24 protein-coding genes and 2 tRNA genes are annotated in these 22,979 nt (G+C 70.5%); 10 read left to right on the top strand and 16 right to left on the bottom strand.

Annotated features, from left to right (window positions below; genetic code table 11):
* The first annotated feature begins 163 nt into the window (after positions 1–163).
* Positions 164–918 (top strand): IS5-like element ISMra5 family transposase gene (locus FVE89_RS20230; RefSeq protein ID WP_089231105.1). Its coding sequence is split into 2 segments (ribosomal slippage): positions 164–485 and positions 485–918, totalling 756 coding nucleotides; the frame shifts between segments, so codons are not numbered across the junction.
* Positions 919–1,168: 250 nt separating this feature from the next.
* Here FVE89_RS20230 and FVE89_RS20225 read toward each other — a convergent pair.
* The 4 genes from FVE89_RS20225 to FVE89_RS20210 are packed head-to-tail and all read right to left on the bottom strand — an operon-like array spanning position 1,169 to position 4,140.
* Complete coding sequence (locus FVE89_RS20225; RefSeq protein WP_143739239.1) at positions 1,169–1,489, bottom strand: hypothetical protein; 321 nt, start codon at positions 1,487–1,489, stop codon at positions 1,169–1,171.
* 5 nt (positions 1,490–1,494) lie between these two features.
* Positions 1,495–1,857 carry a hypothetical protein gene (locus FVE89_RS20220; RefSeq protein WP_059409618.1) on the bottom strand — a complete coding sequence of 121 codons (363 nt, stop codon included), beginning with the start codon at positions 1,855–1,857 and terminating at the stop codon, positions 1,495–1,497.
* The gene (locus tag FVE89_RS20215) at positions 1,829–2,416 is read right to left on the bottom strand and encodes a hypothetical protein (protein WP_245337776.1); all 588 of its coding nucleotides are present in this window, start codon (positions 2,414–2,416) and stop codon (positions 1,829–1,831) included. Before FVE89_RS20215 ends, FVE89_RS20220 begins: the two co-directional genes overlap by 29 nt.
* Positions 2,417–2,439: 23 nt before the next feature.
* Complete coding sequence (locus FVE89_RS20210; RefSeq protein ID WP_059409620.1) at positions 2,440–4,140, bottom strand: AAA family ATPase; 1,701 nt, start codon at positions 4,138–4,140, stop codon at positions 2,440–2,442.
* Between the two features lie 815 nt (positions 4,141–4,955).
* Here FVE89_RS20210 and FVE89_RS20205 point away from each other — a divergent pair.
* From FVE89_RS20205 to FVE89_RS20190, 4 genes are read left to right on the top strand one after another with little or no spacing between them, the layout of a single operon-like run.
* On the top strand, positions 4,956–5,219 hold the full coding sequence (locus FVE89_RS20205; RefSeq protein WP_043074371.1) for a hypothetical protein: 264 nt from the start codon (positions 4,956–4,958) through the stop codon (positions 5,217–5,219).
* Positions 5,216–5,623, top strand: coding sequence for a hypothetical protein (locus tag FVE89_RS20200; protein WP_043074370.1), 408 nt, complete (start codon positions 5,216–5,218; stop codon positions 5,621–5,623). The genes FVE89_RS20205 and FVE89_RS20200 overlap by 4 nt, the downstream gene beginning before the upstream one ends.
* Complete coding sequence (locus FVE89_RS20195) at positions 5,620–5,826, top strand: hypothetical protein (protein ID WP_043074369.1); 207 nt, start codon at positions 5,620–5,622, stop codon at positions 5,824–5,826. Before FVE89_RS20200 ends, FVE89_RS20195 begins: the two co-directional genes overlap by 4 nt.
* Positions 5,823–6,035 carry a hypothetical protein gene (locus tag FVE89_RS20190; RefSeq protein ID WP_043074368.1) on the top strand — a complete coding sequence of 71 codons (213 nt, stop codon included), beginning with the start codon at positions 5,823–5,825 and terminating at the stop codon, positions 6,033–6,035. The genes FVE89_RS20195 and FVE89_RS20190 overlap by 4 nt, the downstream gene beginning before the upstream one ends.
* Positions 6,036–6,058: 23 nt before the next feature.
* On the opposite strand, the gene FVE89_RS20185 is transcribed toward FVE89_RS20190, so the two are convergent.
* Positions 6,059–6,523 carry a hypothetical protein gene (locus FVE89_RS20185; protein WP_043074367.1) on the bottom strand — a complete coding sequence of 155 codons (465 nt, stop codon included), beginning with the start codon at positions 6,521–6,523 and terminating at the stop codon, positions 6,059–6,061.
* Positions 6,524–7,177: a DUF433 domain-containing protein gene (locus FVE89_RS20180; RefSeq protein ID WP_043074366.1), complete on the bottom strand. Its 654-nt coding sequence runs from the start codon at positions 7,175–7,177 to the stop codon at positions 6,524–6,526.
* Between the two features lie 95 nt (positions 7,178–7,272).
* Here FVE89_RS20180 and FVE89_RS20175 point away from each other — a divergent pair, with 95 nt between their 5' ends.
* Positions 7,273–8,058, top strand: coding sequence for a hypothetical protein (locus tag FVE89_RS20175; RefSeq protein WP_059409621.1), 786 nt, complete (start codon positions 7,273–7,275; stop codon positions 8,056–8,058).
* 73 nt (positions 8,059–8,131) lie between these two features.
* On the opposite strand, the gene FVE89_RS20170 is transcribed toward FVE89_RS20175, so the two are convergent.
* On the bottom strand, positions 8,132–9,358 hold the full coding sequence (locus FVE89_RS20170; protein ID WP_043074364.1) for a hypothetical protein: 1,227 nt from the start codon (positions 9,356–9,358) through the stop codon (positions 8,132–8,134).
* A 58-nt stretch (positions 9,359–9,416) separates the two neighbouring features.
* On the opposite strand from FVE89_RS20170, the gene FVE89_RS20165 reads away from it, so the two are divergent.
* Positions 9,417–9,492 (top strand) — tRNA-Phe (locus tag FVE89_RS20165).
* A 237-nt stretch (positions 9,493–9,729) separates the two neighbouring features.
* On the opposite strand, the gene FVE89_RS20160 is transcribed toward FVE89_RS20165, so the two are convergent.
* From FVE89_RS20160 to FVE89_RS20130, 7 genes are all read right to left on the bottom strand, one after another.
* Positions 9,730–9,821 (bottom strand) — tRNA-Ser (locus tag FVE89_RS20160).
* A gap of 12 nt (positions 9,822–9,833) precedes the next feature.
* A complete protein-coding gene (locus FVE89_RS20155; RefSeq protein ID WP_160536104.1) occupies positions 9,834–10,667 on the bottom strand; it encodes a glycosyltransferase family 2 protein in 834 nt (277 codons plus the stop codon).
* Positions 10,664–11,932 (bottom strand): diaminopimelate decarboxylase, encoded by a 1,269-nt coding sequence (lysA, locus tag FVE89_RS20150; protein ID WP_160536102.1) that lies wholly within the window; start codon positions 11,930–11,932, stop codon positions 10,664–10,666. The genes FVE89_RS20155 and lysA overlap by 4 nt, the downstream gene beginning before the upstream one ends.
* Positions 11,933–12,023: 91 nt before the next feature.
* Complete coding sequence (locus tag FVE89_RS20145; RefSeq protein WP_160536100.1) at positions 12,024–12,377, bottom strand: lipoprotein; 354 nt, start codon at positions 12,375–12,377, stop codon at positions 12,024–12,026.
* A gap of 121 nt (positions 12,378–12,498) precedes the next feature.
* Complete coding sequence (locus FVE89_RS20140) at positions 12,499–12,801, bottom strand: 3',5'-cyclic-nucleotide phosphodiesterase (protein WP_160536099.1); 303 nt, start codon at positions 12,799–12,801, stop codon at positions 12,499–12,501.
* A gap of 136 nt (positions 12,802–12,937) precedes the next feature.
* Positions 12,938–13,627: a hypothetical protein gene (locus FVE89_RS20135; RefSeq protein WP_160536098.1), complete on the bottom strand. Its 690-nt coding sequence runs from the start codon at positions 13,625–13,627 to the stop codon at positions 12,938–12,940.
* 112 nt (positions 13,628–13,739) lie between these two features.
* Complete coding sequence (locus tag FVE89_RS20130; protein WP_160536096.1) at positions 13,740–14,351, bottom strand: DUF1134 domain-containing protein; 612 nt, start codon at positions 14,349–14,351, stop codon at positions 13,740–13,742.
* Positions 14,352–14,518: 167 nt separating this feature from the next.
* Here FVE89_RS20130 and FVE89_RS20125 point away from each other — a divergent pair, with 167 nt between their 5' ends.
* Complete coding sequence (locus FVE89_RS20125) at positions 14,519–15,028, top strand: YHS domain-containing (seleno)protein (protein ID WP_160536094.1); 510 nt, start codon at positions 14,519–14,521, stop codon at positions 15,026–15,028.
* Here the strand turns inward: FVE89_RS20125 and FVE89_RS20120 are convergent.
* Both FVE89_RS20120 and FVE89_RS20115 read right to left on the bottom strand, forming a co-directional pair.
* Positions 15,012–15,893, bottom strand: a complete 882-nt coding sequence (locus FVE89_RS20120) for a 3'(2'),5'-bisphosphate nucleotidase CysQ (protein WP_160536092.1) — start codon at positions 15,891–15,893, stop codon at positions 15,012–15,014. The two genes, FVE89_RS20125 and FVE89_RS20120, sit on opposite strands and share 17 nt — an antisense overlap.
* A gap of 173 nt (positions 15,894–16,066) precedes the next feature.
* Positions 16,067–19,018 carry a bifunctional [glutamine synthetase] adenylyltransferase/[glutamine synthetase]-adenylyl-L-tyrosine phosphorylase gene (locus FVE89_RS20115; protein WP_246731054.1) on the bottom strand — a complete coding sequence of 984 codons (2,952 nt, stop codon included), beginning with the start codon at positions 19,016–19,018 and terminating at the stop codon, positions 16,067–16,069.
* A gap of 365 nt (positions 19,019–19,383) precedes the next feature.
* On the opposite strand from FVE89_RS20115, the gene FVE89_RS20110 reads away from it, so the two are divergent.
* Positions 19,384–20,094, top strand: a complete 711-nt coding sequence (locus FVE89_RS20110) for a histidine phosphotransferase family protein (RefSeq protein WP_160536089.1) — start codon at positions 19,384–19,386, stop codon at positions 20,092–20,094.
* 103 nt (positions 20,095–20,197) lie between these two features.
* Positions 20,198–22,936: a hybrid sensor histidine kinase/response regulator gene (locus FVE89_RS20105; protein ID WP_160536087.1), complete on the top strand. Its 2,739-nt coding sequence runs from the start codon at positions 20,198–20,200 to the stop codon at positions 22,934–22,936.
* Positions 22,937–22,979: the final 43 nt, after the last annotated feature.

Genomic DNA, 22,979 nt, shown 5'->3' with positions numbered 1-22,979 from the left:
TGCGCACCGGCTAGGAACTCGACGATCAGACGAAGGTCTCGCGCCTCATTTTGGCCATCGCGTTCCTGACGATTCGCCGCGAAGCTGAGTAATCTAGCGTCCGGACCCATAACGGTGGCGCGGACGGCTCGGGTGTGATTCACGGCTCCGGCGGGAGGGGCCGATGGACCATTTCTGGCTGACGGACGAGCAGTTCGCGAAGATCGCACCGCTTCTTCCAAACGACACACGGGGCAAGGAGCGCGTGGACGACAGGCGCGTGATCAGCGGCATCGTCCACGTGCTGAAATCTGGAGGGCGCTGGACGGACGCGCCACGCGATCTCTACGGGCCGAAGAAGACCCTCTACAATCGCTTCGTGCGCTGGGCGGCCAAGGGGGTCTGGGTCGAGCTGTTCGAGACGCTGGCCCGAGCTGGCGGGCCGCCCTCTCAGGTGCTGATCGACTCCACCGCCGTGAAGGCCCACCGCTGCGCCGCAGGGGGCAAGGGGGGGAGCAGAGCCAAGCCATCGGTCGCTCGCGGGGCGGGCGCACGACCAAGATCCACGCCCTCACCGACCGCTTCTGCCGTCCGCTCGCGTTCCTGCTGACCGGTGGACAGGCCGCCGACTGCAAGGCAGGCGCGCTGCTGCTCGAACGCTTGCCCGCCTGCCGCATCGTGCTGGCGGACAAGGGCTACGACAGCGACGCCATTCGGCGGCAGATCGAGGCGGCTGGGGCCGCACCCAACATCCCGCCCAAGATCAACCGCCGCTGGAAGCCGTGCTTCTCCCCCGTGCTCTATCGCGGGCGCAACGCCATCGAGCGCATGTTCGGCCGCCTCAAGGACTTCCGCCGCATCGCCACCCGCTACGACCGTTTGGCGACCAACTATCTCGCCGCCGTCTGCCTCGCCGCCACCGTCAGCTACTGGTTATGAGTCCGGACGGTAGGACGTTGATCGATAACCGGTGCGGCGGTCACGGCGTTCTAGCGATCATGGATTATTATGACGCGTCCTCGATGCCGGTCGTGAAGCCCGCCTGACCCCGTGTAACGCAAATCCTGAAATATGCCGGATGCTATAACCGGGTGCTAAAGCGCGTCCAGATAGCAGTAATCCGGGAAGTATAGCCTAGGGTATGCGCAGGGCGCACAGGTGGCGCACACCGTACGCACACGGGCGCACGTCAGCCCGCGGGGCACATGCCGGGCCGGGGAACGCGCCGGAACAGGACGCCGAAGCGCGCCATGTCGCCGTTCGAAAGGACCTCCAGGTCGAGCGGGTACGCCCCCCCGTGGTCGGTCACGGAGTTCGTGAAGCAGGTCGCCCTGAGCTTGCCCTGGACGAGCCGCGCGTCGTGGCAATCCATGCCGTCGATGCCGATGTCGCGCGGGCCAGGGCCGACGAAGATCGGCCCGTAGCCCTCCCCTCCGACCGGGCAGAACATTCCGGGTGCGGGGAGCGGGCCAGAGGAGGCGATGGCGGCGGCGAGGGCGAGGATACGCATGATAGTCACTCCACTTGAGGGGCTAGGCACCAGGCGGTGCCGTCCGGTTCGAGCCAGACGGCGGCCGCGCTGCTGATGGGGGTGCCATCTGCGAGCCGGAATCCCGGCTGGCTGAGGCGGTAGCAGAAGCGGACGGCGCCGCCCGGCCGGGGAACGCCGACGAGGGGGAGGCCCCGAGCCACCGCGTGGACGTCCCGGGCGCCGGTCCGCAGGCAGCGCAGGCGGGCCGCCTCGGAGGCCCGGAGCGTCACGCCGACCAGGGCGACGGACTGGGCGTGCCCGACGACTCGGCCGGCGACGCGGATGCTCCAGAGCCGACGGGTCAGGTTGCGGTAGGCCTCAACGCCGCTTGCGATCGGCGTGGGCATCGCACAGCGTCCGGATCCACCCACCGGTCCGGATGGACCCAGGCGCGCCGCAGACCTCGCAGACCGCCCCGGACACCCATTCCGCGGTCGCGATCGTCTCCAGCATGCTCTGGGGCGTGCTACCCCGGACGTACCAGCGCAGGGTCCCGAACTTCTCCTTGACCTGGCATGTCCGGTGGCCTTCCGGAACGCCGCCCTCCAAGATCGACTCTGCCGCGGCGGCGAGCAGCCAGTGCCATCCCGAGCCCGTTTCCAGGGTCTCGGTGAACACCGCGGGGTAGTCCGCGTGCAGCTGAAGGTAGCTCTCGGCCGGGACCTCGCGCGGCTGCTGGCTGCCCTGCCAGCGCAGGGCCATCATGCGGCTGACGAGCTCGGCGACATGGGCCCTGTCCGGGGCCCCTGCGTGGCCAGTGCGGGGCCGCGACAGCCGGGGGATGTCCCACCGGACGCGGGGGCCGGCCCCGGTCGTGTCGATCGCGGCGACGGTGATTCCGGCGGCGCCTTCGCCCAGGGCCTGCGTAAGGTATCCCATCGCCTCGGCGTGGATCGCGGTGTTCATGACGGTCTCCATCGCTGAGGGGGTCACTGCCGGGGGCCGGCTTCGCGGGCATCGAGGACGGCCTCGACGAGGCGGCGCAGGGCGCGCAGGCTGCCGCCATTGGCCCAGTTCGCTTCGAGGGCCTCCCATTCCCACCACTCGAACGGCGGCACCCATTGCTCGTCGAGGCCGCGGTCGAGGCGGACATCCGTGAGGATCGAGGCCGCCAGCGGGCGCAGGTGCTCAGGCTCCGGGTCTGGCATCCGCAGGATGAGGCAGCGATCGAGAAGCGGGCGCGGGACAGTATCTAACGTATTCGCCGTGAGGATCCATTGGATGTGTGAGATATTCACGTCAGCCTGTAGGTAGATGTCCTTGTATCGGGCGGCGGTCTCTACGCCGATTTGATTGATCAGGGCATCGGCCGCGTTGCCGTTCTGTCGAGACGTAGCCATCTTGTCGACTTCGTCCATTACAATGAGAGGGTTCGCGATCCCGGTCCGGATCAGCTCGCGCACGGGGGCGCTGAACCCTCCGCTCGACCAGCCCCGCGCCACCCCCGAGACGGTCATGGCGTCCATGGATCCGCCCATCGAGTAGAGCGACGGATCGAGGCGCAGGACCTGGCCGTAGCGGCGGGCGAGGCGCGTCTTCCCGGACCCGGGCTCCCCGACGAGGAGCACGGGCGGATTCTTGACGGCATCCTGGCCAGCCAGGGGCCGGAGCAGCCGGTCGATGATTGCGTGCCCGTGGGGACAGTCCGCCACGAGCTCGGCCCTGGCAGCCGCCAGGTCCTCCGGCGGCATGGCCAAGATGAGCTCCCGGTTAATGATCGACACGGCTTGCTTGATGGGATCGTTCTCGTTCTTGCCGACCTTCTGGACATGGCTGACATCGCCGACCAGGATCACCTTCCGAGGGTTGCGCGCGTCCCCATCGCCCGCGTACGTCTGCCCATCCTCGGGCGCCTTGGGCTCGGGCTCGGCGTTCCGGGCGACCTCGGCGCGGTCCTCCTGGACCAGCTGCGCGAGCACCGACAGGTCGTCGACCGGAGCTTCCGGCGGGGCCGGGGGCTCGTCGAGCACGTCCTGGACGAGGCCGAGGACGTGGACGAATCCACGGACGAGAGGGCCGCTCGACTCGATCTGCACGTGGCGGGATTCGGGAAGGTAGACGCCCGTGTCCACGTCGTCCTCGTCGAACCGGTCGAGCGCCGCGGCGGTGGCCAGGTAGTCGATCGCGGACCGGGCGAGCCCCCATGTGATGACGTCGACGTAGCCGCTGATGGGTCTGTGGCCGAAATGCTCGACGCACAGCATCGCGCAGCGGCGGTTCGCCTCCGCGCTGCCGATCGCCGCGAGCCAGATCGCGCACCGGTCGTGCAGGTCCTCCAGCAGGCGCATCGTCTCCGACAGCACTCTGGGGCCGCTCTTGTCGCTGTCCCACATGGACATCACGGCGCCGATCTCGTCCTGGAGCCACCGGATCGCCCCGGTCGTAGGCTTGCCCAGCACGCCCTGGATCCCCAGCGCGACCTTCGGCGGCATCTTGTGGGGGCTGTCGTCCTCGTTGAGCGGCCCGAGGACGGCTCGGGCGTCGGCGTAGACGTCGCCGCCGACCATTTCGGCCCCGGACAGGACCTCCAGCGTCGAGGGGATCGTTCCCTCGGACGGCCAGCGCCCCTTCTCGAACAGCTCGCGGTGCTTGCGCACGGCTTCTCGCGCGCGGGGATGGGACTCGGACATGGGGGATGCTCACTGAAACGGGGACGCGCGGTCGCCGAGCGGAAAGCTCAGGCGGCGGAGGGGGCGCGTTTCGGTTTCAGGAGCGTGCTCATGGGGAGGATTCTGCCCGAGGAGGAATCCGCCCGCAACGGGCGGCTGTAGTCTTGGTTGAGAAATCCCTGGGCGATGGGTGGCTGTTACTTTTGGGTGATCAGACCCGGGGTTCGTCACCCAAAAGTAACAGGCGTCCCAATACAAAGGAGGACCCGGTTTCCCGAGGCTTCCCTTGGTATAGCCGCCTGTTCGGCGGGACTGGTGTAGGCCTTGCCGCCGCATACGCGGTGGAGGGCGTGTAATCCTCGCGACGATGCGAGGCCGGACGTTTCCCGCATGGGCCGGGATAATCCGGGTGTCATCCCCTCCGGAGAGAGGAACGGGTCTCAGGGTCGCCCCGAGCAAGAGGGGGGCAGCCAGGTTAATCCTCGACGGGCGAGGGGTTGTGCACGACCCGAACATGGACCGCCCTGGCGGGCTTGGCGAGCAGGCCAGCGTCCGGGCGTGTCGGAACAGCATGTTCTGTGGCCGTTCTGCCTCTGTGCGAATCCGCGGGGAGTGGGAACCTGTGTGCGGCCCGCGGCGACGAGCCGGGATCACTCAGGTCCCGGACGGTCAGAGGGGCACGTCACTCCTTCTCTAGCCGTGTGGGAGGGGCATCAGCACCGGGGGATGCCGGTGAGGGTTTTGACGGTCCCCGCAGTGTCGTCCGGCAGCGACCGCCGCATTGAAGGCCATGACCGGGGCGCTCCGGTCATGGCCGACCATTCGAGGCAAGCCCCATGAAAATCGAGCAGGTCGCTGAGCTAGCGCACAAGGTCGCCGCTCTGTCCCAGGCCGAGCGGGATTTCTTCGACGGGATGCTTGCCGACGAGCTGGCGGCCGCTGCCGACGCGGAGCGGGTCGCCAAGCTGCGGGGGATGCCCGACGTCGACGCCGTCCAGTCCGCCATCGCCTGGGCGTCGGAGACCGTCGATCTCGACGCCATCCCGGGGCGGATGCTCCAGGGGCTGAAGGACGCCGGATTCGAGAGGCGCGAGCGATGACCATCGAGCCCACTGAGTTCGACCTGGTCGCCCTGGCGCGCCGGGGCCTGCAGGCGCTGCTCGACCAAGCGTTCTCGGAGATCCAGTACGCCCGCAAGTACGCGACTGTCGACGTCGCCACGCGGGCGCCAACGCCCGAGTCGGCCGAGGCGATGAAGGCGGCCTTCGAGGCGCACCGGGTCGCCAAGGAGCGGCTGGATCGCTTCGAGCTGCTGCACCCGGATCCGAAGTGGCTGTGGGAGGCCGCGATCGTCTACCGCGACGACCGTCCCGACGTTGTGCTGACCCGGCCCGGCGGGGTCACGCAGGACGAGGCGATCGCCGTCTATCAGGCGAACGCCGGCGTGATCGATCGGTCCGAGGGCGTGGTCGGCACGTTCCGGGTCCGGGCGCCCAAGACATGAGCCGCCCAGCCGCCACGGCGCCGGCCGCGATCCGCGAGGCTGTCTCCCGCTACCTGCCGGGCGAGCCCGTCGAGCCGGCGTTCGCCCGCATGTTGGCCGCCTACGCGCGCTGCGAGCGGGGCTGCCTCGATCGGATCGAGGGCAACCCCGAGTGCCGGGATCTCTGCAGGCGGGCGGCCCGGGCGATGAGGAGGCAGGGATGACGATCCTCGAAGCGATGAAGGCCATGCGGAATGGCGCGACCACGCGGTGCCCGGAGTGCTGCACGGGGACGCTCTACCAGATCGTCGCCGGCAGCCTCATCGAGATCGTGCCGGGGTCGGACGCCTGGCACCGCGCCGGAGACATCATCGACGACCCGACGCTCGGGCAGGCCTGGGTCGAGAGCGACAGCTGGGAGATCGTGCAGTGACCCGCCCCGCCCCCTCGGCCGCCCTACTCGCGCGGCTCGCCAAGCGCTTCACTGGATCCCCCGGGCACGCCGCCTGGGTCGCTCGGCAGGCTGGCCCGGATCGCGGCCTCGACGGCGGCCGCGGCGACGTCGGCCCCCCGGCCGTGATGGACGAGCTCGCGGACCAGAGCGCGCCCGGTCAGCGGGTCGGCTACGATGACCGTGGACCGCTCCGTCCCGACGAGCACGCTCACGCTGAGCTCGACGCGGGTGCCGCTGCCGGGGCCGTCCTCGAAGGGGTAGCAGTCCTCGATGCCGATCAGGACGCCCGGCTTTCGGGGCTCCAGGCCGGCGAGGACGCGGATCGACTCGGGGGGGTACTCGTCGTCGGGCATGCCGGTCTCCGTGGCGAGGGCCTCCGCCCTGGCGCGGGCCCACAGATTCGGGTCGGTGAGGTGGTGCCCCCGCTCGCGCAGGAGGCGGATCAGCGTGTGCTCGCGGTTAGGCATTCAGGGCTCTTCCCCGCGGGCGGCCCGGGCCAGGGCATCTCCGCCGAGGAGGTAGCCAGCGAGCCAGCGATATACGTCCGCCTCCGTCTCAGCCTCGGAGCAGAGCGCTATCGCGAAATCGCCGCCCTGGCCGGTCCGTCTGAGGATCCGCACGGCGAGCGCGGCGGCCGCGTCGAGGCGGTCCGCCTGTTGCTCGAACTCCGCCTCGGCGGCGAGGGCGGCCCCGGCGTATCGCAGCGCCGCGACGCAGCGGTCCCGGCTGACCTCCGGGTACTCGTCGAGGAATCCGTCCAGGGAGACGTGCCACTTACTCCCCAGCAGGCCGAACAGCAGCTGCGCCTCCTCGCGCGTCAGCAGTCCAGCCTCAGCGACGAGGACGGCCCCCCGCTCCAGGGCGGCGATGCAGTCGTCCCGGTCCAGCGTGGGGAAGCTCTCGTCCACGATGGTGTCCAGGTCGTCCGCGACCAGGTTCACGAACAGGGTCTCGACGTTGACGCGGGTGCCCCGGAAGCAGGCGGCGCCTCCCATAACGCCGGGGCGGCGCACGATGACCGCATCGCGCGGGGAGGCGCGCTCGACAGTCGAGGACCGCCCCCGGAGCGCGTCCAGGCGCTTGGCGGCGGATCGCAAATCGTCTGTCCAATCGTCTGGCATGCCCCGGATTCTGAGTCCGTTCCGCCGCCCAGACAAGCACGCATGAATACGGGGGTCCCGGCCGTGTGGTCGGCCTACAACTGAGGGAGTGGACCATGCCGCACTGGAACCGCCGCGAGCGTCCGGACTACCGGCACCTGAAGGACGCCACGCCCGAGTCCGCCCTGGTGACCGCCATCCGGTCCCCGACGTACGGGGAGGCCCGCGACTACCGGCTGCTCGCCGGGTTCCAGGCCCGCCTGACGGCCATGTGGGGCGACCGGGAGGTCCTGGCGATCGACGAGCTCGTGCCCGCCCACGAAGAGGTGCGGGCCCGGGATGCGGGGTTCTTCGGCCACGGCCGCGACTGGCGGGGGGCGTTCCTCCACGATGCCATCGGAAACCTGGTGGGGTGGGGCCTGCGCCTGGCGATCCTGGTCGAGGAGGGCACGCCCGAGGCCCAGGCCTTCAGGATGGCCCGCCGGGATCCCCTTTTCGAGCGCATGGGCAACGGCCAGTACCGCCGGCTCGACGCCGAGGGCATCCGCGAGAAGAGCGCCCGGGGCGCCGGGCGGCGCGAGGCAGCCCGGATCCGGCACGCCGAGCGGGTCGCGCACCTCATCGCCTCCCACGTCGGCCGCCTATGCGAGAAGGGGGCCGCGATCCCGGACGTCTGGTTCACCCGGTTCCCCGACGAGTTCGGTCGCCTCAAGGGCTTGGCCGAGCTCGTCTCCGACTCCCGGGGCACGTTCGTCGAGGCCCACCGCGGGATGCACCTCGCTGACCAGAAGGCCTGGCTGAAGGCGGTCGAGGACTACAACCAGCGGCACCCGATGAAAGCGCCCCCGCGGGATCCGGCCCCGGTGCCGGCCGAGGATCTCGACGCGCTCGACGGGCTCTGAAACGTTTTTAAGGCAAAGTCCGGAATTGCCTTAAAAAGGTTCCTAGGCAACATGCGCCGAAAGAGCCCCTACCTCACTTCGGCCGCTTGCAATCCCTGAGAACGAGAGGAACGGTATTAACAGAGTTCGCAGCGGAGATTTGGAAGGAGAACTGCTGAACGTCGCCTACCCAGTTCATCAGGGCGATCATCTCTGGCGTCGCGCCTACCTTCCCTTTTGCCCTACGGTCTATCGCCGGGTTGGCTATGTCATCGAGCTTCAGGCCTTCGCCGGCGAAGGACTGCTTGGTCAGGTCCGGGATCGAGAAGATCAAAAATCCAAGCTTCGGGTTCTTGAAGTAGCTGACTAGACCGTTGAGGGTCCGCCCTGCGCCGTCGATGAACCTCGCGGGAAAATTGCTGGCCTGCCGCAAAGACTGCGGAATGACATCGTCCACGTCCATTATGGTAAGGAACTTCGATCCTTCGTCGCACATGAGCGAACCGGCATAGCGCCGCTCTCGCTTGTTGAATTCGAACCGGATGACGGTCCGGCCGTCCACGTCTTCGACGTTAAACGTGGTCTCGCCGCTCTGCCCGCTGATGACCCGCATGCGTTTGGCCAGGGCGACCGGCAGCCGGTAGACCCCGTTCTCGAAGGGGGCTGACGCGGCCGCCCGCAGTACGGCTTGGTCGATCCCCATTCGCTGGATGTACGCGGAGATGATGCTGCTGATGACCTGAGCGTCGTCACCCGAGATGGCCTTCCCGTCCACCCCGAAGCGGTGGAGGCCGAAAAAGTCGCGATCGCCGTAATCGCGCGTGACCCCTCCCAGGAACGCGTATGCGCAGGCAGAGGCGCAGGTCGCGCTATCATACGAGAAGATGTTCGTGATGCCCTCCAGCGGAATGGATCGCCCGACCATCGTGTTCATGCCAGCCTTGCGGATCATCTCACCGAGCCGCAGGCCCGCCATAAGGTTCCCCCCTAGCGAATGGAGGTGGAGATCCTTGGAGTAGCTGGCTTCGTCGCTCTTGAGGAACCGCTCAAACTCGGCCGGCGTGTCCTCTGTGATCGTCCCTGTCGCTTGGACATGGATCATCATCATGCTGACCTGCACGGCCTCGAACCGCATCGGCTTCGTCTCATCCAGTGGCAGCTTGGTGCGCTCGGACAGCTTGGTGCAGGTCTCGTTCAAGCCCTTGAGCTGACCCGCCGGGCATCCTTCCTCGGCGAGCGCCGATCCCGGTGCCAGCACCAACAGGATGAGGAGGAGGTAGCGGGTTAGAGCCGACATGGGACTGTCCACGGTGAGTTCCATTTGGGATCGACCCCACCGCCCTGTCCGAATCGCCGCGCCGGTGGGACACTCGCCCCGAGCGCCGGCAGCTGACTCGGTGATAGCGCCGCGCTGAAAACGCGGAGAGGGACGTTCAACTCGTTCCCGGGGCACCACCACCGCCCGAAACGTATCGCATGTGAGGCGCTAAGCGCCTTACGGTCTAACCTGCGATACGTTTGCGTCCAGGCTTTCAACCGGCGCCGGCAAGGACAGGGTGCCCGATCCTGTGGATTCGCGCGGCGGCCGTGGTACGCGGTGCCCAGGAATCTGTGGTACTTTTGCGGTACTTCGTGGATCGTAGATGCCGCCGGGCCGTTGTAATCGCTGCGCTTTTCGCGGCGATGCATAGGTGGCGGAGACGGAGGGATTCGAACCCTCGATACCCATTTCTGGGTATGCTCATTTAGCAAACGAGTGCCTTCAGCCGCTCGGCCACGTCTCCGGCGTTCTGGCTCTAGAAGGTCGGCCCGGGCGGGTCAACCCGGTCCTGACGAACCGCCGCCAAGCGGCGGCGCTCGACGTGCTTGGCGATGCGCAGATGCCGCGAGATCGCGTAGTTCATCGCCGTCAGGAAACCGTAAGTGCCCCGCACGAAATGGCGGCGGCCGAGATAGGCCTTCAGGAAATTGCCCGGCAGCTCGACGAAGACCCGCCAGTCCGGAATCACCACCCCGCGCGCCTCCAGGTCGTCCGCCTGCTGGTCCGAGTAGCGGTTGAGCTTGTCGAGTTGATCGCCGAGCGAGCGCACCGAGAAATGGTGGATCACGCCCTTGAGCCGCCCCGCCGTCACCCCCGGTTCCAGCGCCACGCGGTCGTGGACCGGCGAGGCGGCGTAGCGGCCCCGGTCCTTCCGGTAGAGCCGCACCGGCGTCAGCGTGTAGGCCAGCGGGTGCGGACGCGCCTCGCCGGGAAAGATCTCGGCGATGCCGATCCGCCAGGCCGGACGCCGCGGCTCGCCCTGTGCGAACAGGGCGCGGATCTCCCGGGCGAGCGTGTCCGGCACCACCTCGTCGGCGTCGAGGTTCAGGAGCCAGACATGGCGGCACTGCTCTTCGGCAAAGCGCTTCTGCGGCCCGTAGCCCGGCCAGGGATTGTGGATCACCCGTGCGCCGAGCGCTTCGGCCAGCGCCTGCGTGCCGTCGGTCGAGCCCGAATCGACCACCACGAGGTCGTCGGTCAGGGCGCGCACCGCCCGGATCGTCGCGCCGATCCGGTCCGCCTCGTTGTGGGCGATGACGAAGATCGACAGGGGGAGGGGGCCGGCGCCGCCTGTCGGTGTGACGCTCACGCCAGCCAATCCGGCACCCGGTCGAGGGCGACGAGCGCCTCGACCTCGACGCGCGGACGCACGATCGCGGCCCGATCGCCCCGCACCAGAACCTCCGGCACCAGCGGCCGGGTGTTGTAGGTGCAGGCCTGGACCGCCCCGTAGGCGCCCGCGCTCATCACGGCGATCAGGTCGCCGGCCTTCACCTCCGGCATCTCCCGGTTGAGGGCGAGATAGTCGCCGCTCTCGCAGACCGGGCCGACCACGTCGACGACGTGCCACGGCGTGTCGGGCCCCGGCTCCGCGACCGGGCGCAGGCCGTGATAGGCCTCGTACAGGGTCGGGCGGATCAGGTCGTTCATCGCCCCGTCGACGATCACGAAGGTGCGGCCTTCGCTGTGCTTCACGTACAGAACCCGGGTCACCAGGATTCCCGCATTGCCGGCGATCATCCGGCCGATCTCGAAGACCGGCCGCAGGCCGAGCGGCGCGAAATGCGGCCGCAGGGTCGCGGCGAGCGCCGCCGGATCGGGGGGCGGGGCGTTGTCGTCGCGGTAGGGGATGCCGAGGCCGCCGCCGAAATCGATGTGGCGCAGCGGATGGCCCGCCGCCATCAGGTCCCGGGCGAGACCGGCGAGCAGCCGCGCCGCGTCCGCGAAGGGCGCGAGATCGGTGATCTGGCTGCCGATATGCATGTCGACGCCGTGCACCGCGAGGCCCGGCAGCGCGGCCGCCGCTCGGTAGACCGCCGGCGCCCGGGTGATCGGGATGCCGAACTTGTTCTCGTACTTGCCGGTGGAGATCTTGGCGTGGGTGCCGGCATCGACGTCCGGATTCACCCGGATCGAGACCGGCGCCGTGACGCCGAGGGCCGTGGCGGTCGCGGAGAGCGCCGCGAGTTCCGGCTCGCTCTCCACGTTGAAGCAGAAGATGCCGGCCTTGAGCGCGGCCTCCATCTCGGCCCGGGTCTTGCCGACGCCGGAGAAGACGATCTTGCCGGGATCGACCCCGGCCGCCAGCGCCCGGTGCAACTCGCCCCCCGAGACGATATCCATCCCGGCGCCCCGGGCCGCGAGGGTGCGCAGCACCGCCTGGTTCGAGTTCGCCTTCATGGCGAAGCAGACCAGCGCGTCGTCCCCCGCGAAGGCCTCGGCGAAGACGCGGTAATGTCGCTCCAGCGTGGCGGTGCTGTAGCAGTAGAACGGCGTGCCGACTTCCGCGGCGAGGTCCGTCAGGTCGACGTCCTCGGCGTGCAGCCGGCCGTCGCGGTAGTGGAAATGGTGCATCTCGGCCGTGTCTCGTCTGGCGCCGGGGCGGAGGTGTTTCCCGTGAAACATCCGGACTCGGACAGCGGTACGAAGCCCCGGCCCCCGCCCTCTACAGCAGCGGATCCAGAATGAAAGGGTCCTTCGGAACGCGGTAACCCCGCCGCGCGCCGCGGCTCGTCTGCACCGGCGCTTCGGTGCCGCCCGGCGGCACCGCCGCCGTCGACAGCTCGTCCCCGGCGCGGACCGACGCGGGATCCGGCTCCGGCGCGCCGCCGCCGAGGCCCACCGAGACCGGCAGGGTCCGGCGGCCGTTCACCGTGTCCGAACCGGCCTGCGCGGCGTTGGCCGGCGCGGGCGCGGAGGTCTGCGGCGGTTCCAGGGCGCCGCGCCGTCCGCAGCCGGCGAGCGCGAGGGCGGCGAGGCCGGATGCGGCGAAGAGTTTCAGGGCGGGGTTCGACAACATCGCACGAGGGTCCGGCGGGCTCGGCACCGGCGCGTGGGGCGCCGGCGGGAGCCCGACCTTAGCGGTTGGCGGCCGCCGGCGCGAGCGCGCGGCCGCAACAGCCTCGGGGCGCGCGCCGGCCTCAGCCGCGGCGTTCCCGGCCGCCCTGGGCGCCCTGCCGGTCCTTGGTCGGGGCGTCCTGCTGCTGCTCGGCCTCGTAGGCGTCGATCGCACGGCGGCAGTTCTCGCTGAGCTTCTTCCAGTTCCTCTGGAAGCAGGCATCAGTGGCCGGATCGTCGGGCGCCAGACTACCGCAATAGGTCAGGTAATCGCCGGTGCAGTACTTCTTCAGGGTCTCGTTGCCGCGCTTCGACTGCTGCGCCGCTGCCGGCAGCGTCAGGGCAGTGGCCGCCGCGACGGCGAGGATGATTGGCTTCAGGCGCATGGGTATCCGTACCATCTGTCGGAAATGGAGACGTGCAGAAGGCGTCCGCGCTGCGATGGGGCCTTTGCATGGTCGAAACAAGGCGCGCGACGCAGGTTTCCGCCCCGCGGGCCCGGTGGGACAGCCCGAGACCGGGTCAGACGCGCTCCGGCTGGGCGGCCGGATAGGCGGCCCGGGGCAGGCGGCCCTGGCTCGTCACGGCGTCGGCCACCTCCGCGATTCGCCGGCGCAGATCCGCGTTCTCCCGCTCGATGCCGGCCTGACGATCCGATTGGCGATCCGCGAGCGTCAGGGCCAGGGCCTCCTCGGCCGCCTTCAGGCTCGCGCGCAGGTCGTCGCGCTCGGCCGCCACGGCATCCGGCTCGGCCGCGTGTCGCGCCGTCTGCCGCAGGCCCAGCAGCGTGTCGAGGAGGTCGGCATGGGCCTCCTCGAGCGCGTGAAGCGTGGCGAGGCTCGCGGTGCCGTCGTCGCGGGCGAGAACGAGCTCGGTCTCGAGTTCCCGGGTCTTGGCCTGGACCTGAGCGATCTCGGCGTCCCGGGCCGCGACGTCGCGGGCGAGGGCTGCCACCCGCATCGTGCCGGCGCCGAGCGCGGCCATCTCGGCCTGGCGCTTGGCCTCCGCGGTCTCGGCCTTGCGCTCCAGGCGGCGCTGCTGGACCGCGAATTGCGCGCGCAGGAAATCGCGCTCGGCGGCGATCTCGGCCGGCGACAGGGGCAGGCGCGCCTCGGCCCGCCGCCGGGCCAGCCGGGCGGCGCGGGCGTTGAGGGCCGGCAGCAGCAGCAGGCCGCACAGGCTCGCCGCCAGGAAGCCCAGCGCGAAGATCATCACCGCTTCGATCACGAGGGAACAACCCGCGCATCCGGCCGGACGACCCGGCCCGTCTCCACTCTAGCCCAGGTTGATCCGAAGGGTGAAATCCGATCGTCGCGCCGATGCATCAGAACGGGTTCCAGGTCGGCTCACGGGTGAATTTCAGATACCCGACATTGATGCCGAGCCGCGCGCCGACGCCGCTGCGGATCGGCACCACGATGATCCGGTCGTTGACCACCGCGGTCATGCCGAAGCCGCCCACGAGATAGGCCGAGCCGTCGACGCCGGCGAAGCGGCGATACAGGTCGCGCACGTTCGGCAGGTTGTAGACGAGCATCATGGTGCGCGCCCCGTCGCCGCCCACGTCGAAGCCGAGCGACGGCCCCTGCCAGTAGATGCGCCGCTGGCCGGCATTGCGGGTGTAGAGGGTCCCCTCGCCGTAGCGGACGCCCGCCACCACGGCGCCGCCGCCCTCCTGGCCGAGGATGTAGCCGTTCGGCTCGCCCCAGCGCCGGCCCGCCTCCTCGACGGTCAGCGCGAGGCCGCGGGAGACCGAGCCGAAGAACCGGTGGCCCGATTCCACGATCTCGCCGGGGCGGAAGGTCTCGGGCGTGTCGCCATCCTCGCCCCGCGCCAGGGCTTTGCCCGGGATGCCGAAGGGGGCGCCGAGCGCCAGGGCGAGGCCCGCGCGCAGCAGGCGGCGCCGGTCGGGGCCGCGATCGTCTCGTGCCGTCATCGTTGTCTCCTCGCCCGGTTCGATTAACGGTTCGTGCGATGGATCTGTGTCGCTCTCGTCCCGCCCGGCCGGCACCGGCGGCGGCCCGGGGGATCATCCCGCCTGATCCGCGATCCCGCGGGTGTCCGGTCGGATGAGTCGGATCAGCTTCCGGGGGAATTCGCAAGATGTGGTTAACGCGTCCTGACCCCGCACCCCGCGCGCCGCGCCGGCTGGGGCGGGCGCGCGCGATCGCCGTCTGCGCCGCCCTGGTGCTGGCCGGGCCGGCGGCGGGCGAGTCGCTGGGGGCGCCGATCGCATTGCTGACGCTCAACGGCTTCGATCCGGTCAGCTACTTCCTGGAGGGCGGCCCGGTCGCCGGGACGGGCCGGTTTGAGCTGACCTGGGGTGGACGGGTCTGGCGCTTCGCCAGCAATGCCAACCGCGAAGTCTTCCGGGACGACCCCACCGTCTACGCGCCCCGGCTCGGGGGCTACGACGCCGCCGGAATCCTCGACGGCCGGCTGGTGGATGCCGATCCCCTGGTCTTCGCGGTGATCGGCAACCGCCTCTACCTGTTCCGGGACGCGGGGCGCCGTGCCCGGTTCCTGGCCGATCCCGGCCTCGCCGGCCGGGCGGAGGCCGCCTGGCCGGGCCTGCGCGACCAGCCCGACGCGGCGCCTACGACGCCGCGCTGAGCGTCGGCCGGCCGGCGCTCGTGCCGCAGGCGGCGGGCAGGGCGAGGCGCGGGGCCAGGGATGGATCGCCGAGCGCCGCGAACGGCCCGTTGCGATAGTCTGATCCGTGCTGTCCGTAGCGGATCGGGCCGCCCCCCGGCACCACCACGCAGCCCCCGGCGGCCGCCACGATGTGGTCGCCTGCCGCCGTGTCCCATTCCATGGTCGGGCCGCAGCGGATGTAGAGATCGGCCTCGCCGGCCGCGATCAGCCCGAACTTGAGGGCGGAGCCGAAATGGCGCGTCTCCGTCACCGGGAGGGCGGCGAGGCAGGTCTCGGTCTCGGCATCGCCGTGCCGGCGGCTGCCGAGCGCCACGAGGCCGGCCGCCGGCGCGGCCCGCGCGTGGACCGGACGCCCGGCGCCGGGGCGGCCCGCGGTCACCGAAGCTTCGACGGCCTTCGTGCCCGCCCACCAGACCCGGTCGAGACCCGGTGCCGCCAGGGCCGCCGCCACCGGGCGCTCGCCCGCCACCAGGGCGATGTTGACCGAATAATCCGGCGTGCCGGCCAGGAAGTCGCGGGTCCCGTCCAGGGGATCGACCAGGAAGAAGGTCCCGGCCGGCACCGCCAGGGCGCCCCGCGCCGCGGACGCGCGCTCCTCGGCCACGACCGCGATGCCGGGGAATTGCGCGGCCAGGGCGGCGACGATGAAATCCTCGGCCTCGACATCGGCAGCGCTCGACGGGGTGCCGTCCGGCTTCAGGGCGTGGGGGCAGGGACCCCGGTGATAGCGGCGCAGGATCTCGCCCGCCGCGCAGGCGATCTCGGCGAGCGCCGCGGCAATCCGCTCGCGCTCAGGCGTCGAGATCGTCGCCGTGCCCGTCATGGTCCCTCCCAAGACCTCATTGAATGCCCGAGCGGACGCGCGATGTCGACGGTTCACCGTACGAATCGGCCATCGATCCGCAATCTGGCGTTCAATCCCCGGCGCGTCTGCGGTCTCGGTGCTGCTGCCGACACCCGCGCTGCGGCGGCTGGCTCTTCCGCGCGGAACGCAGCTCAAGGGCTGGCCGCCCGCCGCGAGGACCGCCGGATCCGCGCCAGCAGGGCCTGGCTCCGGCGCCGGTGGCGGTGCAGCTCCGCCGCGAGGCTGCGCGCGTCCGGCAGGCCCACCGCCTTGGCGATCTGCCGGGCCGCCGTCCCGGACGGCTCCGCGGCGGGATCGGCCATCACCAGCCGTTGCCACTGATAGACCGCGTCGAGGAACCCGTAGGTCTCGGCGAGGGCCTCTGCTGTCTCGGGTGGCAGCAGGCCGCGCGCCGCCGCCCCGCGGAACACGGCCTCCGCGCTGAGCCCGATGCAGTCCGGCCAGTCATGCGCGTGGCTCAGCACGATGGCCTGGGCCAGGAAGTCGAGGTCGAACAGGGCGCCGGGGGCGAGCTTCAGGTCGTAGGGGCCGGCATCGCCGCGTTCCTGCGCGACCAGGGTGCGCATCGCCCCCGCCTCGGCGCAGACTTGGGCGGGTTCGCGCGGTTGGGACAGAATCGCGGCGATCTCGGCCATGACGGCCGCACCGAGGGTGGCGTCGCCCGCCACGATCCGGGCCCGGGCCAGCGCCATATGCTCCCACAGCTCCGCCGCCTCGCGGTGATAGGTGGTGAAGCCGGTCAACTGCACGGCGGGCGGGCTGTGGCTGCCGTAGGGCCGCAGGCGCAGATCGACCGCGTAGAGCCGGCCACGCCGCGTCGCCGTGGTGAGCGCCGCGGTGAGGCGCTGCGCGAGGCGGTTGTACGCCACCACCGCGTCGAGGTGGCGCGGGCCGTCGCTGGTGCGGTCCTCGGGATCGAAATCGTACAGGAACACGAGATCGAGATCGGATTCGGCGCTGAGCTGGCGCGATCCGAGCCGGCCGAGCGCCAGGACGCAGCACCGCCCCTTCGGCACGGCGCCGTGATCCTGCGCGAAGCGGCGCGCCTCCGCCTCCAGGCTGAGCGCCACCGTCGCATCGGCGATGGACGCGTAGGCCTCCCCGGCCTGCCGGGGCGTCAGGATGCCCGAGAGCAGGCGCGCGCCGGTCACGAAATTCATCTGCCGGGTGGCGTCCCGGCAGCGATCCAGGAACTCCTCGTGGCTCGCCGGCTGGCCGACCAAAGCCCGGTACTGGGCGCGCACCGCGTCCGGATCCGGATCCGGCGTGACGAAATCCGGGTCGAGCACGGTGTCGAGGACGTGCGGGCTCAGGCCCACCGTATCGGCGAGGCGCGGCGCCGTGCCGAGGATGTCGGCGAACAGCACGCGCAGGCGCTCGTGCGCGCGCAGGATGGCCAGGAGTTCCGCCACCGCCGGCATCCGCGCGAAGGCCCGGTCGAGGGCGAGCAAGGCCGCGTCCGGATCGGCGGTGCCGCCGAGGGCCCGCAGAAGCGCCGGCAGCATCTCGGCGAGGATCTCCCGGGCTCGGGCCGTGCGCAGGGCCGGGCGGCGGCCGCGATGCCAGCCCTGCACGGTCTCCCAGGCGCGCTCCGGCTCGCGGAAGCCGAAGGCCGCGAGCCGCGCCAGGGTCTCGGGCTCGGGCGCCTCGCCTTCGCCGAACACGAGGCCGGCCTCGGCGGCGGGATCCTCCGCCTCGAACAGCAGGGCGTAATGGGCCTGGACCCGGCCGGCCTGATGCAGGAACGCCGCCTCGAAGGCCGCGAGATCCGGGAAGCCCGCGAACAGGGCGAGCCCGGTCAGCGCCTCGGTGCCGGTCGGCAGGCGCTGGGTCTGCTCGTCGCGGACCATCTGGATCCGGTGCTCCAGGGTGCGCAGGAAGCCGTAGGCCTCGGTCAGCTCGTCCCGGGCCTGTGCGTCGATCCAGCCCGCCGCCGCGAGGCCGTCGAGCATCGCCACGGTGGAGCGGCCCCTTAAGGAGGGCTTGCGGCCGCCGAAGACGAGCTGCTGCGTCTGGACGAAGAACTCGATCTCCCGGATGCCGCCGCGGCCGATCTTGATGTCGTGGCCGGCGACCGCGATGGTCTCGTGGCCGCGGACCATGTGGATCTGCCGCTTGAGGGCGTGGATCTCGGCAATGGCCGGGAAATCGAAGTGCCGCCGCCAGATGAACGGCGCGAGTTCGGCCAGGAACGCCTCGCCCGCCGGGATGTCGCCCGCGACCGGCCGGGCCTTGATGAAGGCGGCGCGCTCCCAGTTCTGGCCCAGCGTCTGGTAATAGTCGAAGGCGAAGCCCGTCGAGAGGGCGACCGCGGTCGAGCCCGGATCCGGCCGCAACCGGTAGTCGATGCGGTGGACGTAGCCCTCCGCGCTCCGGTCGGACAGGAGCTTCACCAGCCCCTGTGCCAGCTTGACGAAGAACGGTTTTGGATCGCCGCCGGTCGCGGAGGCCGCGGCTTCGTTCTCGTAGAAGATCACGAGATCGATGTCGCTGGAATAGTTCAGCTCGCCGCCGCCGAGCTTGCCCAGTCCCAGGACGATCAGCCCCGATCCGGCCTGCGGCGCGTCCGGATCCGGCGGCCGGAAGCGCCCGGCCGCCATCCCCTGCCGCAGCAGCGCCTCGGTCGCCGCGCTCACCGAGGCGTCGGCGAAATCGGTCAGCGCCCGGGTGACGGCCGCGACGTCCCAGCAGCCGCCGAGATCGGCGAGGGCCACGAGGAGCGCGTGCGCCTCCCGGTTGGCGCGCAGCCGCCGTCCGATTTCCGCGAGGTCGGGATTCGTCCCGCCGGCCGCGCCGGCCGCGCCGGCCGCACGCTGGCGGGCGATGATGGCCCGGCTTGCCGCCTCCGGCGGCTGTTCCAGCAGGGCGACGAGGCGCTCCGGCGCCCGCCGGCAGGCCTGCCAGAGGAAGGGGGAATGGTCGGCGAGACCCAGGAGCAGGTCACGGCAGGCGGGCGTCAGGAAGCCCGGCGGAAGGGCGGCCGCGATCTCGGCGAGCCGGGCCTCCGCGGTGTTCTGGTCCGCGACGCGGAGGCGGGGGTGGAGCGTGTCGCGCAGGGTGGCGGGCTGCATGGCGGGCTGCATGGCGCGGGTCAGGGCGTTCCGGATCCGCCGCGGCCGAACCCGCGGACCACGGGGCTAACCCGGAGGCCGACATCGCGTTTCATGCCGTGTCCCGTTCCGCGCCTCATGCCGCATCCTCCCGGGTGCGGCCTCGAATCGCGGGGCCGAGTCGAGGCCGCGATCACCGTTCCGTCAATCCCGGTAACGCTTTTCAAAGGCCGGCGTGGCGTCTATCCGTGCGGACCGGCCGTCGCCCCCGGTCCGGCCCGCCGCGCGCGCGGATTCCTTAGTGGGCGACGTGTACGCCGGATGCGGCGGCCGACGAACGGCCGCCAGTCGGGGCCCCGGCCCGCAGACGCCCGAACCAGATCCGCCCGGAGCGCACCATGTCGTCCCCGAACTCGCCGACCCTGACCCTCGACGGCCTCGACCTCGCGGCCCTGCTCTGTTCCCGCGTCTGCCACGATGTGATCAGCCCCGTCGGCGCGATCGTGAACGGCCTCGAAGTCCTGGAGGACGACCAGGACGAATCGATGCGCACCTTCGCGCTGGAGCTGATCGGCAAGAGCGCCCGGCAGGCCTCGGCGCGGCTGAAATTCGCCCGCATCGCCTTCGGGGCCGCGGGATCGGCCGGCGCCTCGATCGACCTCGCCGATGCCGAGGGCGTGGCCAAGGGGATGTTCTCCGACGACAAGACCAAGCTGACCTGGAGCGCCCCGCAGGCGCTGTTTCCCAAGAACAAGGTCAAGCTGCTCCTCAACCTCGTGATGATCGCCACGACCGCGATCCCCCGGGGCGGCGCGATCGACGTCGTCGTCTCCGGCGACGGCGAGGCGCCGCGCTTCGTGCTGAAGTCCAAGGGCTCGCATGCCCGCATCCCCCCGCACGTGGAGGAGCTGATGGCCGGCAGCCCCGAGAGCGGCACGGTCGACGCCCACGGCATCCTGCCGTTCTACGCCGGCCTCGTCGCGCGGGCGGCCGCCATGGATGTTCGATTCGCCATCCAGGAAGATGAGGTGACGATCACGGCCGCGCCGACAGTGATCGAAGCATCCGATGAGGCCTCCGGTGAGGGTTCCGATACCGCGTTGGCATGAAATTATGAAAAACTCTCGCGCGGGGCAGGAACTGAAACGCTTCCCTAACCGCGCCGGAGTAAGTACGGTGCGCGAGACCTTCTTCCGGTAACGAGTAGCGCCTATGGACGACCTGCTTCGCGAGTTCCTGACTGAGAGCGGCGAGCATCTCGACACGGTCGATGCAGAGCTCGTCCGGTTCGAGCAGGATCCGAATAACGAGACGATCCTACGGAACATCTTCCGGCTGGTCCACACGATCAAAGGAACGTGTGGATTTCTCGGACTTCCGCGTCTCGAAGCCTTGGCGCATGCGGCCGAGACATTGATGGGCCGGTTCCGGGACGGATTGCCCGCGACCTCCGCCTCGGTGACGCTGATCCTGCTGACCCTGGATCGGCTGAAGGAGATCCTGGCCGATCTGGAGGCCACCGGCACCGAGCCGGCGGGGTCGGACGACGACCTCATCTCCGCCCTGGAGCGCATGGCCGAGGGCGCGCCCGAGGCGTCGGAGCCGGCGGCTCCCCCGCCGCCGCCCGAGCCGGTGCTGCCCGAGCCGGTGGCCCGCGAATTGAAGCCCGGCGAGGTCTCGCTCGACGAGCTGGAGGCCGCGTTCCTGGCGGCGCCAGGGCCGGACGAATCGGATTTCGCGGCGCCTCTGCCCGCCGCACCCGAGCCTGCGCCTGTCTCCGCGCCCAAGGTGAGCGAGATCAAGGCGAGTGCGCCCAAGGCCGAGCCGGCGCCGGTCGAGGCGACCGAGGCCGAGCCCGTGCGCGCCGAGAAGGCCGAGGCCGGCCCTGAGGGCGAGACGGCGGCCGCCTCCAAGAACCAGACGATCCGGGTGAGCGTCGACACGCTCGAGCACCTGATGACGATGGTCTCGGAGCTGGTGCTGACGCGCAACCAGCTCCTCGAGATCGCCCGCCGGCACGAGGATTCGAGCTACAAGGTCCCGCTGCAGCGCCTGTCCCATGTCACGGCCGAGCTGCAGGACGGCGTGATGAAGACGCGCATGCAGCCGATCGGCAATGCGTGGCAGAAGCTGCCGCGGGTCGTGCGCGACCTCTCGGCGGAACTCGGCAAGCAGATCGACCTCGTGATGGTCGGCGCCGAGACCGAGCTCGACCGGCAGGTCCTCGAGGTCATCAAGGACCCGCTGACCCACATGGTCCGCAACTCGGCCGATCACGGCCTCGAATCGACCGCCGAGCGGGTGGCGGCGGGCAAGCCCGCCCGCGGCACGATCCGGCTCGCCGCCTATCACGAGGGCGGCACGATCACGATCGAGATCGCCGACGACGGCAAGGGTCTCAACCTCGCGGCGATCCGCAAGAAGGCGGTGGAGCGGGGCCTCGCCTCCCAGGCCGATGTCGACCGGATGACCGACGCGCAGGTCGCCAAGTTCATCTTCGATGCGGGCTTCTCCACGGCGGCGGCGGTGACCTCGGTCTCGGGCCGCGGCGTCGGCATGGACGTGGTCAAGACCAATATCGAGACCATCGGCGGCCTGATCGACATCGCCACCACGGCGGGCCGCGGCACCACCTTCACCATCAAGATCCCGCTGACGCTCGCCATCGTGGCGGCTTTGATCGTGCGGGCCGGCGAGCATCGCTTCGCCCTGCCGCAGGTGGCCGTGCTGGAGCTGGTGCGGGTCGATGCGGGCGCGCAGCGGGTCGAGCGGATCAACGGCGCGCCGGTGCTGCGCCTGCGCGAGCGCCTGCTGCCGATCGTGTCGCTGACCGGGCTGCTCGGGCAGGCCGAGGCCGGCACCGAGACGGAGCAGGCCGGCTTCGTGGTGGTCGCCCAGGTCGGGCGGGAGCGCTTCGGCATCCTCGTCGACGAGGTCTTCCACACGGAGGAGATCGTCGTGAAGCCGATGTCGGTGAAGCTGCGGCACATCCCGATGTTTGCCGGCAATACGATTCTCGGAGACGGCGCCGTGGTGCTGATCGTCGATCCGAACGGCGTCGCCCGCCAGGTGGCGCAGGGCGTCCAGGGCAGCGGCGGCCACGCCGATGCCGACGACGATGCGGCGAACGAGGTGGCCGATTCCAAGACGACGCTCCTGGTGTTCAAGGGCGGCCAGGGCAGCTTCAAGGCGGTGCCGCTGTCGCTGGTCACGCGCCTCGAAGAGATCGAGTGCGCCAAGGTCGAGTGGCTGGGCGGCCGGGCGCTGATCCAGTACCGCGGGCGCCTGATGCCCCTGGTGCCGGCCGATCCGGCGATTACCATCAAGTCGGAGGGGACCCAGGCCCTGGTGGTGTTCTCGGACGGCGACCGCGCCATGGGGCTGGTGGTCGACGAGATCGTCGACATCGTCGAGGAGCGCCTCGACATCGAGATCGCGGCCGACCGCTCGGACCTGATCGGCTCGGCGGTGCTGCGGGGCCGGGCGACCGACATCATCAACATCGCCCATTTCCTGCCGCTGGCCTACGACGACTGGGCGCGCGGCCTGAAGCGGCCCGAGCAGCTCTCCACGATCCTGCTGGTCGACGATTCGGCCTTCTTCCGTGACATGCTGACCCCGGTGCTGAAGGCGGCGGGCTACAACGTGGTCACGGCGGCGAGTGCGGAGGCGGCGCTCAACACCCTGCAATCCGATCCGGAGATCGAGGTGGTGGTCACCGATCTCGAAATGCCGGGCCGCAGCGGCTTCGACCTCGTGGCGGCGATGCGCCGGGCCGAGCCGCGGCTCGCCGCACTCCCGGTGATCGGCCTCACCGGGGCGATCGGCGCCGATGCGGTGGAGCGGGCCCGCTCCCTGGCGATCGCCGATCTCGTGGCGAAGTTCGATCGGGCCGGCCTGATCGCCGCGCTGGCCGAGCTCGGCGCCGAGACGGTCTCGAAGGCGGCCTGATCCCCGCGCCACGCGCCCCCGTCGACCGAAACGATCGAGACGA

Origin of the sequence: Methylobacterium sp. 2A (assembly GCF_009806555.1) — a bacterium.
In the GTDB taxonomy this organism is placed as follows: domain Bacteria; phylum Pseudomonadota; class Alphaproteobacteria; order Rhizobiales; family Beijerinckiaceae; genus Methylobacterium.
The sequence above is the reverse complement of the archived record's forward strand: the minus strand, read 5'-3'. Positions and strand labels throughout refer to the sequence as shown.